Source organism: Bacillus sp. WC2507, assembly GCF_052656125.1.
In genome coordinates, this window is the sequence record NZ_JBQXPN010000001.1 from 3473543 (window position 1) to 3491785 (window position 18243).

Genomic DNA, 18243 nt, shown 5'->3' on the forward strand with positions numbered 1-18243 from the left:
TAAAAAGAACTGAATTCCTTCAGCTCTTTTTTTCTATCAATCATTTTATTATTATGTTGAAAGCAGAATTTTCGTTAACCAACGGTTCTACTTTAGCTATCCGATAAAGATTGTCCACTATGGATATGCTGTAAACTTTCAGTAGTAACGACCATATTTGCTGCTGGCATTTGCACTTGATTCTTATGGAACATAGACATTAATTCAAACCTTACTTGTCTAGAAGTTTCAAAATAATCTTCTGGCTTTATCAAACCTGTAATACAAAATTCGTATCCAACATATTTTAGATTCGGGTTTAAGTCTGTAACACCAACATATTTAAACGGTTCAACAGCTTCATCATCTACTTTATAAAGACACTGAGCCAATTCTTCATTACAATTCACACAAACTTCTTCTAACAATTCCTTAACTCTTGTAGGATCTTCTTGATAACTTACCGTAATCCGTTCAATTACGCGCATCCATCCTTTATTAAAATTTTGTATCGTTCTAATCTCTCCATGTGGTATCGTAAGAAGTTTTCCTGACCATTCACGAATTTGCATAAAGCGAATACTAATTTCCTCAATCGTTCCTGAGTTTGTTCCGTTAAAAGTAACAAAATCGCCAACACGAAACTCTTTGTCCGCTAATCGCGCAAATCCCAATATAACATCTTTTAGCATTTGTTGTGCAGCAAAACCGATAACAACCCCCGCTATCCCTGCACCTGCAATGATACTTTTTATATCTACAAACTGGCTAATTAAATATATGATTAGACTGATGATAATGATATATCTAAAAATAGATCGAATCACACTTTGAATCGTTTGCTCTACCTCTTCATCAAAAAAGCTTGATTTCCTAAAAAACCAATCAATAATGCGGTTTATTACAAAAGAAATAATGATCAGAACTAAAGCAAATAGTAAAAATCTTAAAAGCAAAAACTCCCGTACATAATTAAAAAATTCTTCAGTATACGTTAATAAACTCATCTAACCACTTCCTTAACTAATGAAAATTTCATGCAAAACTGATTTATTGTATTATTTTTTGATTTCCTTAAAACTTGTTACACTTTCTTCTATAAATATACCCTTTTTCATTATTTAAAGGGAGCTGACAATTGAAAATTTATTAAATAAATTTATTTTAAGACCGCAATACTCACCTAAACAAAAAGGGAAATATTAACCCAACACCGAATAGTTCATTTGAAAATATTTTGACTCGCGGAGGTTACAAATAATGGGCTATATCGAAGAGCTAAGAGAAGTAATTGGATCAAGACCACTCAATTTAGCAGGAGTCGCTGTAGCTGTTTTCAATGAACAAGGACAAATATTACTACAACAAAGACGAAATGGGATTTGGGGTGTTCCTGGTGGTTTCGTTGAACTTGGCGAATCAACAGAAGAAGCTGGAAGACGAGAAGTACTTGAAGAAACAGGGATTGAAATAGGAACTTTACAATTAATAAACGTATTTTCTGGAAAAGAATTTTTTGTGAAATTACCGAACGGGGATGAATTTTACCCCATAACGATCGCATATCTTTGTAAAAACATTACAGGCGGTACGTTAAAAGCCGATGGATTTGAATCATTACATGTACAATTTTTTAATTTAAATGGGTTACCAGAAAAAATTAGTCCGTTCCTAAAAAAACTAATCGAGCAAAACGTCGTCACAATTTAAACGTAAAAAGAGACCTTTTTAAAGGTCTCTTTTTTCACTTCACTTCTGCATGTAAGCATGACTTAAAATGTCCCAGTGCAAATTCATGTCCTTGCTCATTAAAAGAGGCAACTGCCTTTTCATAAACTACAATTTTAAATCCTTTATTATAAGCGTCTACTGCTGTGTGAAGAACACAAATATCAGTACAAACACCTACAAGATGAACTTCTTCTATTCTTCTTTCTCTTAACTTCATCTCTAAGTCTGTTCCTGCAAATGCACTATATCGTGTTTTATCCATATAATATACATTCTCAGCATTCTTATATGTTTCGTACACATCTTGTAATTCACCAAACAAATCTCTTCCATTTGTACCAGCTAAGTTATGAGGCGGGAATAACTTTGATTCTGGATGATATACATCGTTTTCTTCATGTTTATCGATCGCAAAGACAACGTAATCTCCATTCTTAATATATTGCTTCGTTATATCTACAATTTCCTTCTCAATTTCTTGTCCTGGTTTCCCGCATGTTAAAGCACCTTTTTCAGCTACAAAATCATATGTATAATCAATATTAATAAGAGCTCGTTTCATAACTTCTATCTCCCCTTTTTCTGTTTCACAGTAAACAATAGAAAATTTGTTATTACGACATCGTATGTACTATTCGACATTTCAAATAAAATACCTACATTTTTCTTGTAAAACTTACCTTAATCCGAGTTTATCATATAATAGATATACAATGGTAAAACAAATAGCTCCTATTAACAATTCATGAATTAATTAAGCGTAATTTGAATGACTTCTTGGATCGTAAACCAAATTTTTTACAGTATTATACTAATTATGTAGAAACGAACACACCAATTCAAATCTTCAACCTCTTTCTCTGTCATAGTAGAAACAAATGATTTCTTCCTACTTAATCGTATTAGAAAACGAAACAAGTTATTCACTGTTACATCCTCTAGTCTAAACAAAAAAGCACACTACTTTTTGAGTAGTGTACTTTTTATTCTTCTTAAGACGCAGGTTTTGTTTCAAATGTTGCTTGATTAAAACTAATAACCTTTCCTTTCGGGTCATTATTTTCATACTGAACTGCAGTAATCGTATGACTACCTGTCTCAAGTGTCTTTTCTTTTAATTGTACTGTTGTCTGTGTTGTACTAGTGACTTGATGTTTATCTGCATACACTTGGTCTACAAATATAAATGTTTCTTTATCGTTCTGAAAATTAGAAAGCTCTAATTCAACTTGCTGAATTAAAGTATCTTTTTTGATGAATACAGCCGGTATATTACCATTCTCAGAAGTGCCATCTGGTGTAATGACTTTTACTTTTCCTTCTCCGACTGGCACTGCTCCTTCTGGAAATACAACTATATTCTCATTACTTGCGTTTACAACTTTTTCTTCCTGCTTTGGTTGTGTACCCTCTTTTTCCTGCGGAGCACCGCAACCAACTAATAACAATACAGACAATCCAGTGATTATGAATTTTTTCAAAATTCATCCCCCCTGTCATTTCATTATAATTTATTATACAAAAATAACTTTTAAATTTTAAGACAACTATTAACACTTTCATGAACAAATAGAATCTTGCTCACGATTAATGTATCATACTTTCCTTAATAGAACATTAATTTTTTTTATGAAATAAATAGTAATTCCCTCTTATCTATCATTTTAGCCCAACAGATGAATTACATACCTGTCCAAAATAAAAAGACATTGTTCATTCAATGTCTTTTTATTTTGGGCTTTAAAAAACAAATGTTGTAATCTCATCTACTTCTTTTCTTGGAAGTTTCTTGGGCTTATCTTTCGGAAAACCGAGTGAAATAACCATATTTATTTGTTTTTCAGGCTCAATTTGTAAATATTGTCGTAGTTCATCTTGAGCTAGCAATACCGGTCCTGTCATCGGACAAGTACCAAGCCCCTTCGCATGTGCAGCCAACATTAAGTTTTGTGCCGCTAAACAGCTACTCTTAATCCCTTCCTCTTCCCAAACTGAATCTGGAACAAAAGCAATTGGATCAAATATCTTTTCGCGAAACTTTGATTCATATGGTGTTGCCAAACATACGATTAATACTGGCGCCTCCGAGAAAGCTGTTGCATATGGTCCGAAAGAACGTGTAAGTAATTTCCCTGCTTTCTCTTCTCCATTTTCTGCCGCTTTTGCCGCAAATTTATGTAATGCATCCCATGTCATTTGTTCAATTTCTTTAATTTTCTCTCGATTCATAATGACTAAGAACTCCCATGTTTGTGAGTTCGTATCACTCGGTGCATAACGAGCACAATCAATAATTTCTTTTATATCACTAGTGGATACTTCTTGTTCTGTGAACTTTCTAACACTTCGTCTACCGTGAATTACTTCTTTAAAATCTTCATAATTCATACATTAAATCCCCTTTTTACAGCGTTTTCAAATCTTGTCCTATGCTTGAATTATATCATGAAAAAAAGCTGGAGGAATACCAGCTTTTTTCTTCAATATTAGTTCGTAACTTTAAACAAACTAATACTTTCTTCATATGCAACTTGAAGTTTCTTTGTAATCGGTCCTCTTTCGCCATTTCCAAATTGCTCGTCACCAATTTGAACGACTGGGAATATTTCAAGTGGTGTCGCTGTAAAGAAGCACTCATCAGCCTCATATACTTCTTGTAGTGAAAATTCTCGTTCTTCTACATCAATATGTAATTCATTCGCTAATGTAATAACGTAGTGACGTGTAATGCCGTGTAGAATGAAATTGTCAGCCGGATGTGTAGTCAATTTATTATTTTTCACCATAAAGAAATTTGAATGACACCCCTCAGTTACAATTCCATCTCGTACTAATATCGCTTCTTGATAACCTTGTTCGTTTATTTTATTTTTAATCATAATATTAGGTAGCAGGTTTAAAGATTTTATATGACAGAACTTCCAGCGTATATCCTCTTCAACAGTAACTTTGATTCCTTGTTCCATAGCAGCAATTGGTCTTGGAAACGAAACAATATTTGCAAAATATGTTGGTTGCATATTTGACTCATATACATGATTACGCGCTTGCGCACCTCTTGATATTTGCAAATATACATTCCCGTCTTCTTGAAATTGATTTTTTTCAATCATTTCATGTAACTCTTCCACTAACTCTTCCTTAGTAAACGGTGGAATTAGTTTTATTTCTTCCATAGAATTAAAGAATCGTTCTAAATGTAAATCTAATAAATGTGGTTTCCCATCATATAGTCTAAATACCTCGTATATACCATCACCAAATTGAAAGCCTCTCTCCTCTAATGGAATCATCGGCTGTTCTTCCTTCGTATTTACAATACTTCCGTTAAACAATATCCAATCCTTATGAATAGCTTTCATTGATTCCCACTCCTTTATTCCATGATTGATTTAATTGTACAACTTATCCACACTCAAAAGAAGGAATTTTCTGTATTTTAACAAATAAAAAAGTGCACCACCTATTTAAAGTGATACACTCAGTTATTTATTTACTTCAGAAAATATTTTTCAATATCATCTAACATAAGGTTTGCAGCTACAATACCACCTGCTGTATTCCAAATCACTTCATCTACTTGGAATACTTTATTATCTTTAGAAGCCTGTAACTGCTTAAAGAGTGGATCTTCTGTCCATTCTTTCGCTAATGTATTTCCTTCATTATTCTTATCCGCATCTTTATCAGATGTGAAATAGAATAAATAATCCCCGTCCATATTTGGAATTTGCTCTTTTGTAATTCCTTTTATCGCAAATTCATCTTTATCTTGTAGTGGTGGTCGTTTAAATCCAATGTCATTTAATACAACGCCTGAGAATGAATTTTTTTGATAAATCCGAACATCACCTGGAACGAAGCGAATAATTGAAACTTTCGAGTTAACTTTATCACCTAATTGTTCTCTTATTCCTGCAATACGCTTTTTATAATCATTAAGAGCATTTTGCCCTTCTTTTTCTTTATTCAAAGCTTTTGTATACAGCGTAAAGTTTTCTTTCCAATCACCACGCAATGTTTCAGCATATACAGTTGGTGCGATTTCTTTTAATTGCTCGTATATTTTTTCGTGACGCATTTTATTTCCGATAATTAAATCTGGCTTAAGCTTCATTACTGCCTCTAAATTAATGTCACGCTCAGTTCCTACTACTTTCGTATTTTTTAACTCTTTCGCTAAATGAGGATACCATTCATCACCAGCTCGTGGTTTTGTAGTTCCAACTGGCGTTACTCCAACACTTAAAAGTGCCTCAGCACCCTCATTTGTTAAAACAACAACTCTTTTTGGCGTACCATTTACTGTCGTTTCTCCCATTGCATGTTTTATCGTATACGAATCTTTTGCCTTCGCCGATGTATCATTTTCTTTTTTCTCTTCTTTACTACACCCTGCAATTACAACCATAAGTATCATAATGCAAAACATAAATAGTTTTTTAGTATGTCCCATATGTCCTCCATAGATGAAATTGATTATCATTAACAAATAAAGATTAATGTATATCTCATACATTGTCAATATATATATCAGAAAACTTTTTCAATATATATAATTTATATCTCATCTTCATTCAAATTTTCACTGTACGTATCTGTCATCCTCATCTTTCTAATCGTAATATTCGAAAAATAAATGGACATAAGAAAGTAATTGTAATTCCAGTCAATACATAACGTAAATAATGCATATCAGGTATTACTTTTTTTAGTATAAACTGCATTATTAGCATGACACTAAGGCCTAATACTGTTTTTATCACTTGCATTTTTAAATTATTATTTTCATTAATTTTAATAAAATGATTTTCTAACATTATACCAATCGTAGAACCTGTTAAAACCCCTAGCAATTTAAAATTATCTATTTGGTCTGTCATAAAATACATAATGAGTGAAAATACCAATACTATTCGTTGTAACAATATAAATTTCCTATCACTTAATTTCACCGTTACTTTCGTATATAAATAAACAACTATGACACTAATTAAAACGGCACCTATTATATCACTGAGCCAATGTACACGTAAATACAGACGAGACGTAGTAACCAATATAATAAAAATAATTCCAATGATCCAAATGATTCTCTTTTTACATAAAATCATGAATGAGCCCCAAAATGTTGTCGCTAACTGGACGTGAGTACTTGGAAAAGAATAACCTGCGGCTGATTTTTCATATAAAGCTTGAATTCCGTCGTATGTATACGGTCGTGGGATTTTCATGAACTCTTTTACCACTAACCCCATATAGCCAGAGAAACAAAGCATAACAATCATATGAAATGCTTTTCTTTTAGAGACGCACCAATATAAAATCGAAATAATAATTAAATATAATGTCTCATTTGCAATACTAGATACAAGTTTAAAAAATGTTGTAAGTACACTTCCCTCCAAACTTGTCATCCATTCAAGAAATAACATATCAATATTAAACATACAAAAACGATACCTCCTAAAAAATTTCCTTCTGCTATTTGTCAGCACTTAATATAAACTAGTTGATTAACATTTCAAATTTATACACCCACTTACGTTACAGATTAAGAATATATAGTACCACATACTAAAAACAGATAATATGTTAAATCCTCTAATCATTTTTATAAATTTCAATGAAATTTTGAGCTTTATATACAAAGCCATTACAATTACAAACAAAAAACCGCCTTATGTAAGGCGGTTTTTATCATTTTGCTTTAACCAATTTAAAAGAAATATATACGATTGATAGTGAATATAACGTATGCAAAATAAAAGAAATAAAAGGGCTATTCCAGTGGTACTATACAGCAAACCAAACTTTAAGAAAATATTTAAAAGCGGAGGAAAGTTCGTTATGTTTTGTAATGTAATAAACATACAAAACAATAGGAAAAACACAGGAGCATATTGTAATTCATACGGCTTTCTCTTCTTATTCATTCTTTTTCGAATGAACATATGGATTAGCTCTGCTACTATAAAACATCCGCCAATTAATACAAGACCAGAAGTCATTGTCATACATCCACCTGCCTTATATTTATCTCGCATAACTACTCATCGTTATATTTTCTTCACATATATTCCGTCTTCCTCATTAAACCCAAAGCTCTCAATGAAAGATTTTGCTTGTTCTGTTAATTCCGTTTGTAATACCTTTATTTCTTTCACATTTCTTTCTTTCATCATCGTTTCAAATGTAAAATACGTATTTGTTCCATAACCATAACTTTGATAATCAAAGTGAATAATTAGCTGAGATAAAATCGCACTCTCCTCTTGAACACGATAATCTATTACACCAATATATGTATCATCGACTTTCACACAATACTGTACCTGTTCCTCACTTAAACTATGTGAGCGAAACATTTCTTTAACAACGCTTTCATTTTCTACAGTAACTTTCTCAAACGTAATCATATGTTGTCCATCCTTTTACTATTATTGTATCAATAATGCGTTCCATTTATGAAAAAAACCTTAAGACCATATGCGATCTTAAGGTTTTTCTTATTAAACTAAGCTATACGCACGTTTCGTTTCTTCGTGGAACTTATTCGTATCGTATTTATGCTCAACATAAATTTGATGCCATACCATAAACGCAAGTACAGTCCAAATTTTACGGCTATAATCGCCTTTATCTGCACAATGTGCTTCCAGTAAGTTTAATACATACTGTTTGTCGATTAAATGCTCTGTTTTACTCTCGTTTATAATATTGATAGCCCAATCATGCATTTCGTCTTTTAACCAGTGACGAATTGGTACTGGGAATCCAAGTTTTTTACGATCTAATACGTGATCCGGAACGATTCCGCGTGCTGCTTCACGTAAAATAGCTTTCGTAGTTCCGTTAGCAATCTTAAATTCAGTTGGAATTTTAGATGCAACATCGAATACTTCTTTATCTAAGAACGGTACACGAAGTTCTAATGAGTTTGCCATTGTCATTTTATCAGCTTTTAATAAAATGTCACCGCGTAACCATGTGAACATGTCAATGTACTGCATTTTACTTACATCATCATAATCTTTAATTTCGTTATACAATGGTTTCGTGATATCCATATAGTTAACACTTTCATTGTAATACTTCATTAATTCTGCTTTCTCTTCTTCACGGAAGATTTTCGCGTTTCCATAGTAACGCTCTTCAATTGGCGTACATCCACGCTCTAGGAAGCTCTTTCCTTTAAAGCCTTCTTTAAGAGCACCACTTAATGCTTTTAGAACGCTCTTACCTGGGCTAGGAATGTAAGAGAACATTTTTAGTGAGTTTGGCTCACGGTAAATGTTATAACCACCAAATAGCTCGTCTGCACCTTCACCTGAAAGAACAACTGTTACATGCTTACGTGCTTCTTTTGCAACGAAGTACAATGGTACAGCTGCTGGATCTGCTAAAGGATCATCCATATGCCAAATGATTTTTGGGAACTCATCCATAAACTCTTTCGCTGAAATGAATACGTTATGGTTTTTAACGCCTAATTTCTCAGCAGTTTCTTTCGCAACATCGACTTCACTGAAACCACGTTGCTCAAAACCAACAGAGAATGTTAAAAGATTTGGATTCATTTCTCTTGCGATAGAAGCGATGATAGATGAATCGATACCACCAGATAAGAATGAACCTACTGGTACATCACTGCGCATATGCACTTTTACTGAATCATATAACACATCACGAATTGCTTGGATATGCTCCTCTTTCGTTGCGCTTGAAGCATTGAAATAAGGTTTCCAGTAGCGATGAATTTCCATCTCTTTACCGATTTCTTTTACGAAATAATGACCTGGCTCGATTTTATTAACATCAATTGTTAATGTTTCTGGCTCTGGACCATATTGGTAAGTAAAGTAATGTTGTAGTGACGTTGGGTTAACGCCTTTATCTTCCATCACATGCATAATACTTTTCTTCTCAGATGCGAAGAATGTAGTATCACCTTGTTGTGCGATGTATAAAGGTTTAATACCGAAGTGGTCACGTGCACCGAAAAGTTTCTTCTCTTCACGATCCCAAATCATAAATGCAAACATACCACGAAGATAGTCTACACATTTTTCTTTCATATGTGCATATAAAGCAATGATAACTTCTGTATCAGATTGCGTTGCAAACGTTGCACCTTTTTCAAGTAACATTTCACGTAATTCTACATAGTTGTAAATTTCACCATTAAAAATAATTACATATCGATCATTTTCATAAGTTAGCGGCTGATGTCCTGCCTCTAAGTCAATGATACTTAAACGGCGGAAGCCAAATTGTACATGTTCATCACGAAAATATCCTTCGTCATCTGGACCTCTGTGGAAAATCATCGTGTTCATATTTTCAAATTGATGTTTTTCTGTTTCTGAAAACTCTCTAGGGTTTTCACATAAACATCCTACAAAACCACACATACTTCTTACCCTCTTTCAGTTTTCATTCTGTCTCTATACTACTATATCAACCCTATTTATACTAGCATAATCAACTGAATATGGCGACCAAAAACTATAAAAAAATCACTCCATTTCACATTTTTAACATTTTTTTATGAAAACATGAAAACTAGGCACTCACCTTTCTCCGCTTTTGTCATATGATATTGCAAATTGATTTCTAGGAGGGAATACCATGAGTGAAGAAAAAAAAGATTCTTCTCGCCCACCGGTTCGTAATTACTTAAAGCAAATTGATGATTTCTTCGAGCAAACACCACTTCGCAATGTAATCGCTGATTTAAATCATTTTTTCCAAAAAGGAAACCGTTTATTAACATTCCCTGTAGATTTATATGAAGTTGGTGAAGAACTCGTTGTTACAGCTGAACTACCAGGTATACAAAAAGAACAAATCCAAATTGAAATACAAAGTGAATACTTAAAAGTCTCTGTAAAAGAAGAGATACTTGAAGAGGAAGAAGAACAAACATCCCATAACTATTATCGCCGAGAACGTTCCATTTCAGAAGCATCAAGATTAATTAAGTTACCGTATTCAATTAATAAAAAAGCAGCGAAAGCTTCTTATCAAAACGGTGTATTAGAAATTCGCGCACCAAAACTTCCACAACAACATGACATTTTATCCATAGACTAATGCAAAAAAAATAAGGGTGCTATGCACCCTTATTTTTAATCCACTAATCGCTTCATATCACGTATAATATCTTCGTATGGCGTATTACTAATGCCGCTATACTTTTTCATTACTTTTCCGTTTTGATCAATTAAATAAAATGATGTACCATGCATAACTTGACCATTCTCAGGTTTATCTACAAGTGATTGGAAATTATCTTTTGAAAACTTTGTAATATCTTCTAACGAATAACCCGTTAATAAATTCCAGTTACTAGTATCCTCTGTGAACTTTTGAATGAAAGCCTTCAGATTTTCTGGCTTATCAAGGTCTGGATCTACACTAAAAGAAACAAACTGAACATCTAATTTCTCTTCTTTTGCCATCTTTTGCAGTTTTGCCATATTAGCAGTCATTGGCGGACAAACGGTTTGGCAATTTGTGAACATAAAATCTGCAACCCAAACTTTCCCTTTTAAATCTTTTGTACCAAATTGCTTTCCATCTTGATTTGTAAATTGGAAAGTTTCTAAATCCCAATTTAATGGTTTACGAAGCTTTGAACCTGATTCACTACATCCAGCAAGTACAAAGAGACAAAATACAACCATAAGACCAATTATTTTTTGATAACGCTTCATTTATAAACCTCTTTTCTCTATCCTAAATTTAAATAGGTTACGTTTATCATAACAAAAGTTAACACTACGAGAAAATTGTTTACTACATTTGTTCACGAAATCGTACGAATTTACGTATGTAACTTCTTTATTTCAAGCCAATTACTAGACAAAATATATTTTTTTACTATTATTTCTCTAAATAGAAGTTGCGAAACTAATTTTATTGTTACTTTTGTAAATACATCCCCCTGTTTTTTAACAATTCCTTAAACATTCATCCATGTTATACACTGTATTCCTTAACAACATTTCGGTACAATACAATTACAACGATTTTAAATGAGGTGATGTTCATGACAAAACGTTATGAAAACATGGATAATGTGAGCACAAAAAAATCAATTCGTTCCTTTTTACGTTGGCGTAAAGAACGAAAACAAAATAAAAAGGATTTTTCTTTTTTAGTAGAACAATCACCTGTTAAACAAAGTAAATTCCTACAAAACAACTTTGAAAAGACGACTGTAACTTGGATTGGTCATTCCACATTCCTTATCCAAACGAATGGGCTAAATATATTAACAGATCCAGTATGGGCTACTAAATTAAAATTAGTTCCAAGACTTACTGAACCAGGTCTTTCTATACAAGAATTACCTAAAATTGATATTGTCCTCATTTCACACGGTCATTATGATCATTTAGATTTTTCAACGCTTCGCCAGCTACATGATGATGTTCTATACCTTGTACCTATTGGACTAAAAAAATTATTTACTCGCAAAAAATTTACTCACGTAGAAGAGTATAATTGGTGGGGAAATACAACAATTAATGATGTTTCCTTTCACTTCGTACCTGCCCAGCACTGGACGAGAAGATCCTTATTTGATATGAATACATCTCACTGGGGTGGATGGATTATTCATAATGAAACGACTTCGGAAACTACTTATTTTTGTGGTGACAGTGGCTACTTCCAAGGTTTCAAAGAAATTGGCAAACGCTTTTCAATTGATATTGCTCTTATGCCAATTGGCGCTTATGAACCAGAATGGTTTATGAAAATATCTCACGTTTCACCTGAAGAAGCAGTGCAAGCATATTTAGATTTAAACGCTACGCATTTTATACCAATGCATTACGGGGCTTTTGCACTCGCCGATGAAACACCTCGCGAGGCAGTAACAAGGCTTCGAAATAATTGGAATTTACGTATGTTACCGTGGGAACAACTGCATGTACTCTTTTTAGGTCAAACTTTCACTTATAATAGCGTAACAAATGATAAGCAATTGAATAAAAAAATTGAAAGTTTACATGTATAACGTAACTACTTATTTTCTATATCTAACATATAATATAGAAAATCATAAAGTGAAACTTTAATCAGTGGGTGTTTTCTATGAATGAATATTTACAGACTCGCTATATCATTAGCGGGAGTGCCTGTATAGCCCTTCTTATTTCTTACTTTCTCTTCACATAAAGTGAAACTTTAATCAGTGGTGGCTTCATCCTCCACTGATTATTAGCCCACAAATAGAGTAATAAAAAAGCTACTTGAAATAAATTCCAAGTAGCTTTTTTATTACTCTGCTAAATACATAAATCCAATTGCACCCGGACCTGTATGAGTACTAATAATAGGCGTTGTATAGAAAATTTCTGATTGAGCAAACCCACTCACTTTTTCAACCGCCGCTTTTACACTTTCAGCTAAAGGAATTGCTTTCGCATGTGGAATTGCCACAGCTTTTACAACTTTTCCAGCTGTATCTTCCTCAAATAACTTAGCTAACGTTTTTACAATTTGGCCTTGGCTACGCACTTTCGTTACAGGGTTATAAACACCATCTTCAAGGCTAGCAATTGGCTTTATATTAAGCAGCGAACCGATAAACGCTTTTCCTTTACCAATACGCCCACCCTTCACTAAGTTTTCTAATGTATCTACGACTACATATAAACGAGTATTCTTTCTCACTTCATCTACACGTTTTAAAATTTCTTCTAGTGAGCGTCCTTCATTTGCCATTTTCGCAGCTTCAATTACTTGATAAGCTAAAGCATGTGTAATAAATTGAGAATCAACAACTGTTACTTTTGTATCGGTCATCGATGCAGCACTATTGGCGGTTGCCACAGTACCACTCATTCCACTTGTCATATGAATAGAAAGCACTTCACTTCCATCTTCGCCTAACTTGTCATACATTTCTACAAATGTACCCATTGCTGGTTGTGATGTTTTTGGTAGTTCCTCTGATTTAATCATTTCTTCAATAAATTCATCAGGTTGTAGATCAACGCGATCTAAATATGTTTGTCCATTTACAGAGATTGATAATGGTAGAACATGAATGTCATACTTCTCAATTACCTCTTGTGATAAATCTGCCGTTGAATCTGTTACAATTTTAATTTTTTGCATATTATATTCTTCCCTTTCCAATACGCTCTCCTTGTTATTATACTAGCATTCCCTGTGCTTTCAACAATTTCGAACAAATTTCACCAAATTAATTATATTTTTATACCTAAAATGAAAAAGACAGAGATCCTAACCCTGTCTCTACTCTATATCATGCATTTTTTTCAAGAGTATTTGTTTTATATACATTTAGATAATCATTCCACTTCAAACAATTTTGTAAATATTCACGGAAAGAATATGAAAATCTTGGGTGTTTTTGTTTTTGAATTTTTGCAATAAATAATTGAAGACGAGACTGAATTAGAAACGATAATGGATGCTGCGCCTGTAGGACAGGGATTTCAAATATTTTAATACAATCCCCTGTTGAATGAGTGAAATAAAAACTTTTCGTAATCACAATATCAATCCTCTTTTTCATTGGATTTTGAACTTTCTCTACTTTACGCTGTAACACGTGTTTAAAGTGGAGACTCCTATGAATACAACAGTAGTATCCTTAGACAATCCCTTTAATCCTTATAGTTAGAAGATGTATCTTCAATTCATCTCCACCTAATCCATCCCCCATCTTAAATATCCGTTAAGACAGGAATCTCGTTATCCGTAAATTACTTAATACATTCAGTATAAACTTATAAAAGCGCAAAGTTTGTCTAAATTTTGGAGATTCTATAATTTTTTTCTTCTATATATTGTATACGTTTATAGCTAGAGTATAACAAATAAATAAAAAAAGTGCCTTTATAACGAGGCACTTTTCGACTGAATTTCTTCTCTTTTCTTTTTGCGCTTACTAACAACCTTTGATAGAGCGATACTAATTTCATAAATACAAATAAGTGGTACAGCTACTAAACTGTGTGATAAAAAATCAGGCGGTGATATACACGATGCGATGATAATTAATGCTACATAAGCATATCTTCTTATTTTTATTAGAAATCCCGCCGTCAACAATCCAATACTTGTTAAAAACATTACAACTACAGGTAATTCAAAAATCACAGCAAATGGAACTGTTAAATTAAGAACAAAATGAAAATACTTTTCTGTCGTAAACATCGTATTAAACATTTCGTTACCTATCGTAGTTAAAAAATGAAATAAAAACGGCATTACAACGAAATATCCAAAACATAAACCAGCAATAAATAATATGGACAATACCGGTATATACATCACTGTCATCTTTTGTTCATTTGGATGTAAGCCCGGTTTTACAAATAACCAAATTTGTATAGCAGCAAAAGGAATTGTACAAACGATAGCAAATACTGTAGCAATCGAGAAAAAAATCCACAATACATCACTAGGTCCCAGAACTGTTAACTTCATCGGCAAATCTTTTACGAGCCAAAAATATATATCCTTCGTAAAAGTAAATCCAATAATTAAAAATAGTACAAATGATAAGACTGTATATATTACTCGTTTACGAAGCTCAACAATATGTTCTACTACGCTCATTTCTTGGTCTTCCATCTCGTTCACCACACTTTATTTATCCATTACAAGGAAAATCCATTACATTTTTTCCTTCTTTTCCTTCTCTTGAAATGCGTCATCTGTCAATTCTTTCGTTGATTTTTTAAACTCTTTTAACGTTTCCCCTAAAGCCTTTCCGATCTCCGGTAATTTTTTAGGCCCAAATAAAATGAGTACAGCTACTAAAATTAAAATTAACCCTGGAAAGCCAATATTTGAAAACATTTCTCCATCCCCTTTATTAGTAGATTCCTTGTCCTACTATTACATAATTTTATTTTGTCAAAAAAGTTTGAAAACGTCAACAAATCCATTGCCTTTTGTCAAAAAAATTAAAAAATATAATCAATTATACAAATTTCATTTTCTATTGCCCTTGTGTATGATATGGTAAGGGAAACGACATATTATTTTATCCCGTTTTAACGGGCAGTAAGAACCACCACCTCAAAATTCAGTGCAAGCAAAGAAGTTACGTGGGGGCTCAACTAATAATCAGTCGAGGATGAACCCGCCACTGATTAAAGTTTCACTTTATGATAGTAGAAAGGATTTGCATTATGACTAAAAAAATGACACGAATGACGCAATTTGTAAAAGAAGAAATTGCAAATGCAATTACACATGGTATCGGTGCCATTTTAAGCATCCCTGCCTTAATTATATTGATTATTCACGCCTCTAAGCATGGTACCGCATCTGCTGTAGTTGCATTTACGGTTTATGGTGTAAGCATGTTCTTACTGTACTTGTTTTCAACATTGCTACATAGCATTCACCATCCAAAAGTAGAAAAATTATTTACTATACTAGATCACTCAGCTATTTATTTATTAATCGCTGGCACATATACTCCTTTTTTACTTATTACGCTTCGTGGACCATTAGGCTGGACGTTACTCGCAATTATATGGACACTAGCAATCGGGGGGATCATCTTCAAAATTTTCTTTGTACGTCGTTTTATCAAGGCATCAACGTTATGTTATATCATAATGGGATGGCTCATTATCGTTGCTATTAAACCACTTTATGAAAACCTAACTGGACATGGTTTTTCACTACTTTTAGCAGGCGGAATTTTATATTCTGTAGGGGCTATATTCTTCCTTTGGGAAAAGTTACCTTTCAATCATGCCATTTGGCATCTTTTCGTATTAGGTGGTAGTGCGATGATGTTCTTCTGCGTACTCTTTTACGTCTTACCTACGGCATAATAAAAAAGGTTTCAGCTTAATGTAAGCTGAAACCTTTTTTTATTACTTATGTAATTGCGATGCGATAACATCCTGTGTATGCTTCGTTAATTCTTTAATATCCATATTCGCATACTCTTCAGGTGTAATCGGTTTAGAAATTATTACTGTTGCACGAGCTGGCTTCATACGGTTTCCATTCGCTTCAAACATTTTATATGTCCCATCTAATGTTACAGGTAAGATTGCTACACCAGATTTTACAGCAAGGTGAAAACTCCCAGCCTTAAACTCTCCAATTTCGCCACCCTTACTTCTCGTTCCTTCAGGGAAAATTACGATAGAATGCCCATTCTTCAATAGTTCAATACCATCTTTAATCGCTTGAAGTGATTGACGACGATCGCTACGATCCATAAATACACAATTCATAAGTTCCATCCAAGTTGGTACAACCGGGAACTTTTTAATCTCTGCCTTTGAAACGAATCCAATTGGTTTATTTAAATAACCTAGTAAAACAGGGATATCCATATTACTTTGATGATTACTTACAACTAGTACTGGCTTGTCTTTCGGAACATTTTCAAGTCCCTTTACCTCTACTGTGGAACCAGCTACACGTACCATTTTCTTACCAAACCAATTTGTCGTTTTATACACAGCATTATCTTTCTCTTGTGGCGACATCGTATTTACTTGTTTTTTCAGACGCCACATTCTCGGTGTAATCGCAATTACGATTAAAATTAAATAAAAGATTTTAAAAAACGTTTGAATCATACAGAACCCCCACCTATTATCATTCCGACCTTCATTATACTAGACAAACGAAGGAAAAAGAAGAAAAAATGTCCAAACAGCAAGTGTTTGGACATTTTTAAGTATTCTATATTAGAAACGTTTTGCTAATTCACGAGCATTAGCAATTGCTGCTTCTTTAATTTCTTGTGCTTTTTCAGGGTTTGCATTCATACCTTCAACTGCAATATATTCAGTATCATTTACACCGACAAATCCTAATACAGTTTTTAAGTGATTGCGTCCGAAGTCTACAGCTGCGTATGCTCCTTCAGAATATACGCCACCTGTTGCTTGAATGTGAAGTGCTTTTTTACCTTCTAATAAGCCAACTGGACCATTTTCAGTGTATTTGAATGTTTTACCTGCGATTGCTACGTTATCTAAGTATGCTTTTACTACTGGTGGGTAGCTAAAGTTCCACATTGGAGTTACGAATACATAACGATCTGCATGCATAAATGTTTCTAAGTTTGTGTTCATTGCTGCAACTTTTTGTTGTTGAGCTTCAGTTAAAGTTTCAAAGCCTTCACCTGCTGCAAATTTACCCCAAGCAGCGAATACATCTGCATCGATTGCTGGTACTGTAGTGTTGAATAAATCAATTGTTACAACTTCGTCTTGTGGATGTTCGTTTTTATAAGCTTCGATGAAAGCTTCCCCTACTGCCATTCCGAAAGAACCTTCTGCTGAATTTGGATTTGCTGTAATAAATAGTACTTTTGTCATTGTATTCTCTCCCTTTTCTACACTTTATCTTTAATTTGAGATTTATAATTTGAAAGTAAATAACTTACCTTATGTAAGTATAATACAAAAAGTTGTGTTCGATGTCAATAAAAAATAGCTACTTTTTTTTCGTAAGTTAATGATTTATTTTGTTTCCTTAAAATTTAGTATACAGATATTA

Annotated in this window: 21 protein-coding genes and 1 pseudogene; 4 read left to right on the forward strand and 18 right to left on the reverse strand. The window is 33.2% G+C overall.

The window, feature by feature from the left end:
• Positions 1 to 92: 92 nt before the first annotated feature.
• Positions 93 to 986, reverse strand: a complete 894-nt coding sequence (locus ACUN28_RS18405; RefSeq protein WP_016088047.1) for a mechanosensitive ion channel family protein — start codon at positions 984 to 986, stop codon at positions 93 to 95.
• Positions 987 to 1239: 253 nt separating this feature from the next.
• Here ACUN28_RS18405 and ACUN28_RS18410 point away from each other — a divergent pair, with 253 nt between their 5' ends.
• The gene (locus tag ACUN28_RS18410) at positions 1240 to 1689 is read left to right on the forward strand and encodes an NUDIX hydrolase (RefSeq protein WP_016088048.1); all 450 of its coding nucleotides are present in this window, start codon (positions 1240 to 1242) and stop codon (positions 1687 to 1689) included.
• A 34-nt stretch (positions 1690 to 1723) separates the two neighbouring features.
• Here the strand turns inward: ACUN28_RS18410 and ACUN28_RS18415 are convergent, their stop codons facing one another.
• The 10 genes and pseudogenes from ACUN28_RS18415 to asnB all read right to left on the reverse strand — a co-directional run bounded on the left by ACUN28_RS18415 (position 1724) and on the right by asnB (position 10124).
• Positions 1724 to 2272 (reverse strand): cysteine hydrolase family protein, encoded by a 549-nt coding sequence (locus ACUN28_RS18415; RefSeq protein WP_016088049.1) that lies wholly within the window; start codon positions 2270 to 2272, stop codon positions 1724 to 1726.
• Between the two features lie 114 nt (positions 2273 to 2386).
• Positions 2387 to 2577 (reverse strand): annotated as a pseudogene (locus ACUN28_RS18420) (hypothetical protein).
• A gap of 125 nt (positions 2578 to 2702) precedes the next feature.
• Entirely contained in the window at positions 2703 to 3191 is a 489-nt protein-coding gene (locus tag ACUN28_RS18425; RefSeq protein WP_016088050.1) for a hypothetical protein, read from the reverse strand.
• 259 nt (positions 3192 to 3450) lie between these two features.
• Positions 3451 to 4098, reverse strand: a complete 648-nt coding sequence (locus tag ACUN28_RS18430) for a nitroreductase family protein (protein WP_016088051.1) — start codon at positions 4096 to 4098, stop codon at positions 3451 to 3453.
• A gap of 98 nt (positions 4099 to 4196) precedes the next feature.
• Positions 4197 to 5072 carry a D-amino-acid transaminase gene (dat, locus tag ACUN28_RS18435; protein WP_016088052.1) on the reverse strand — a complete coding sequence of 292 codons (876 nt, stop codon included), beginning with the start codon at positions 5070 to 5072 and terminating at the stop codon, positions 4197 to 4199.
• A gap of 131 nt (positions 5073 to 5203) precedes the next feature.
• Complete coding sequence (locus ACUN28_RS18440) at positions 5204 to 6166, reverse strand: ABC transporter substrate-binding protein (protein WP_016088053.1); 963 nt, start codon at positions 6164 to 6166, stop codon at positions 5204 to 5206.
• A gap of 151 nt (positions 6167 to 6317) precedes the next feature.
• Entirely contained in the window at positions 6318 to 7160 is an 843-nt protein-coding gene (locus ACUN28_RS18445; protein WP_016088054.1) for a phosphatase PAP2 family protein, read from the reverse strand.
• Positions 7161 to 7391: 231 nt separating this feature from the next.
• Positions 7392 to 7721 (reverse strand): hypothetical protein, encoded by a 330-nt coding sequence (locus ACUN28_RS18450; protein ID WP_033659684.1) that lies wholly within the window; start codon positions 7719 to 7721, stop codon positions 7392 to 7394.
• A gap of 48 nt (positions 7722 to 7769) precedes the next feature.
• Positions 7770 to 8129, reverse strand: coding sequence for a GNAT family N-acetyltransferase (locus ACUN28_RS18455; RefSeq protein WP_016088056.1), 360 nt, complete (start codon positions 8127 to 8129; stop codon positions 7770 to 7772).
• 93 nt (positions 8130 to 8222) lie between these two features.
• Positions 8223 to 10124: an asparagine synthase (glutamine-hydrolyzing) gene (gene asnB / locus ACUN28_RS18460; protein ID WP_000333816.1), complete on the reverse strand. Its 1902-nt coding sequence runs from the start codon at positions 10122 to 10124 to the stop codon at positions 8223 to 8225.
• A 217-nt stretch (positions 10125 to 10341) separates the two neighbouring features.
• Here asnB and ACUN28_RS18465 point away from each other — a divergent pair, with 217 nt between their 5' ends.
• Positions 10342 to 10806, forward strand: coding sequence for an Hsp20/alpha crystallin family protein (locus ACUN28_RS18465; protein WP_001288085.1), 465 nt, complete (start codon positions 10342 to 10344; stop codon positions 10804 to 10806).
• A 35-nt stretch (positions 10807 to 10841) separates the two neighbouring features.
• On the opposite strand, the gene ACUN28_RS18470 is transcribed toward ACUN28_RS18465, so the two are convergent.
• Positions 10842 to 11429 (reverse strand): SCO family protein, encoded by a 588-nt coding sequence (locus tag ACUN28_RS18470; protein WP_016088057.1) that lies wholly within the window; start codon positions 11427 to 11429, stop codon positions 10842 to 10844.
• 335 nt (positions 11430 to 11764) lie between these two features.
• Here ACUN28_RS18470 and ACUN28_RS18475 point away from each other — a divergent pair, with 335 nt between their 5' ends.
• Positions 11765 to 12739 (forward strand): MBL fold metallo-hydrolase, encoded by a 975-nt coding sequence (locus ACUN28_RS18475; protein ID WP_016088058.1) that lies wholly within the window; start codon positions 11765 to 11767, stop codon positions 12737 to 12739.
• A 263-nt stretch (positions 12740 to 13002) separates the two neighbouring features.
• Here ACUN28_RS18475 and ACUN28_RS18480 read toward each other — a convergent pair whose 3' ends face one another.
• The 4 genes from ACUN28_RS18480 to ACUN28_RS18495 form a co-directional block, all read right to left on the reverse strand.
• Positions 13003 to 13845 (reverse strand): DegV family protein, encoded by an 843-nt coding sequence (locus ACUN28_RS18480; RefSeq protein WP_033659830.1) that lies wholly within the window; start codon positions 13843 to 13845, stop codon positions 13003 to 13005.
• A gap of 151 nt (positions 13846 to 13996) precedes the next feature.
• Positions 13997 to 14248, reverse strand: coding sequence for a DUF2535 family protein (locus ACUN28_RS18485; RefSeq protein ID WP_000629012.1), 252 nt, complete (start codon positions 14246 to 14248; stop codon positions 13997 to 13999).
• 344 nt (positions 14249 to 14592) lie between these two features.
• Positions 14593 to 15333 (reverse strand): twin-arginine translocase subunit TatC, encoded by a 741-nt coding sequence (gene tatC / locus ACUN28_RS18490; RefSeq protein ID WP_033659683.1) that lies wholly within the window; start codon positions 15331 to 15333, stop codon positions 14593 to 14595.
• Between the two features lie 42 nt (positions 15334 to 15375).
• Positions 15376 to 15561, reverse strand: a complete 186-nt coding sequence (locus ACUN28_RS18495; RefSeq protein ID WP_000492443.1) for a twin-arginine translocase TatA/TatE family subunit — start codon at positions 15559 to 15561, stop codon at positions 15376 to 15378.
• Positions 15562 to 15896: 335 nt separating this feature from the next.
• Between ACUN28_RS18495 and trhA the strand changes: the two genes are divergently transcribed.
• On the forward strand, positions 15897 to 16553 hold the full coding sequence (gene trhA / locus ACUN28_RS18500) for a PAQR family membrane homeostasis protein TrhA (protein WP_016088061.1): 657 nt from the start codon (positions 15897 to 15899) through the stop codon (positions 16551 to 16553).
• Between the two features lie 42 nt (positions 16554 to 16595).
• Here trhA and ACUN28_RS18505 read toward each other — a convergent pair whose 3' ends face one another.
• Positions 16596 to 17315, reverse strand: a complete 720-nt coding sequence (locus tag ACUN28_RS18505; RefSeq protein ID WP_016088062.1) for a lysophospholipid acyltransferase family protein — start codon at positions 17313 to 17315, stop codon at positions 16596 to 16598.
• Positions 17316 to 17426: 111 nt separating this feature from the next.
• On the reverse strand, positions 17427 to 18062 hold the full coding sequence (locus ACUN28_RS18510) for an FMN-dependent NADH-azoreductase (protein ID WP_001991934.1): 636 nt from the start codon (positions 18060 to 18062) through the stop codon (positions 17427 to 17429).
• Positions 18063 to 18243 lie beyond the last annotated feature (181 nt).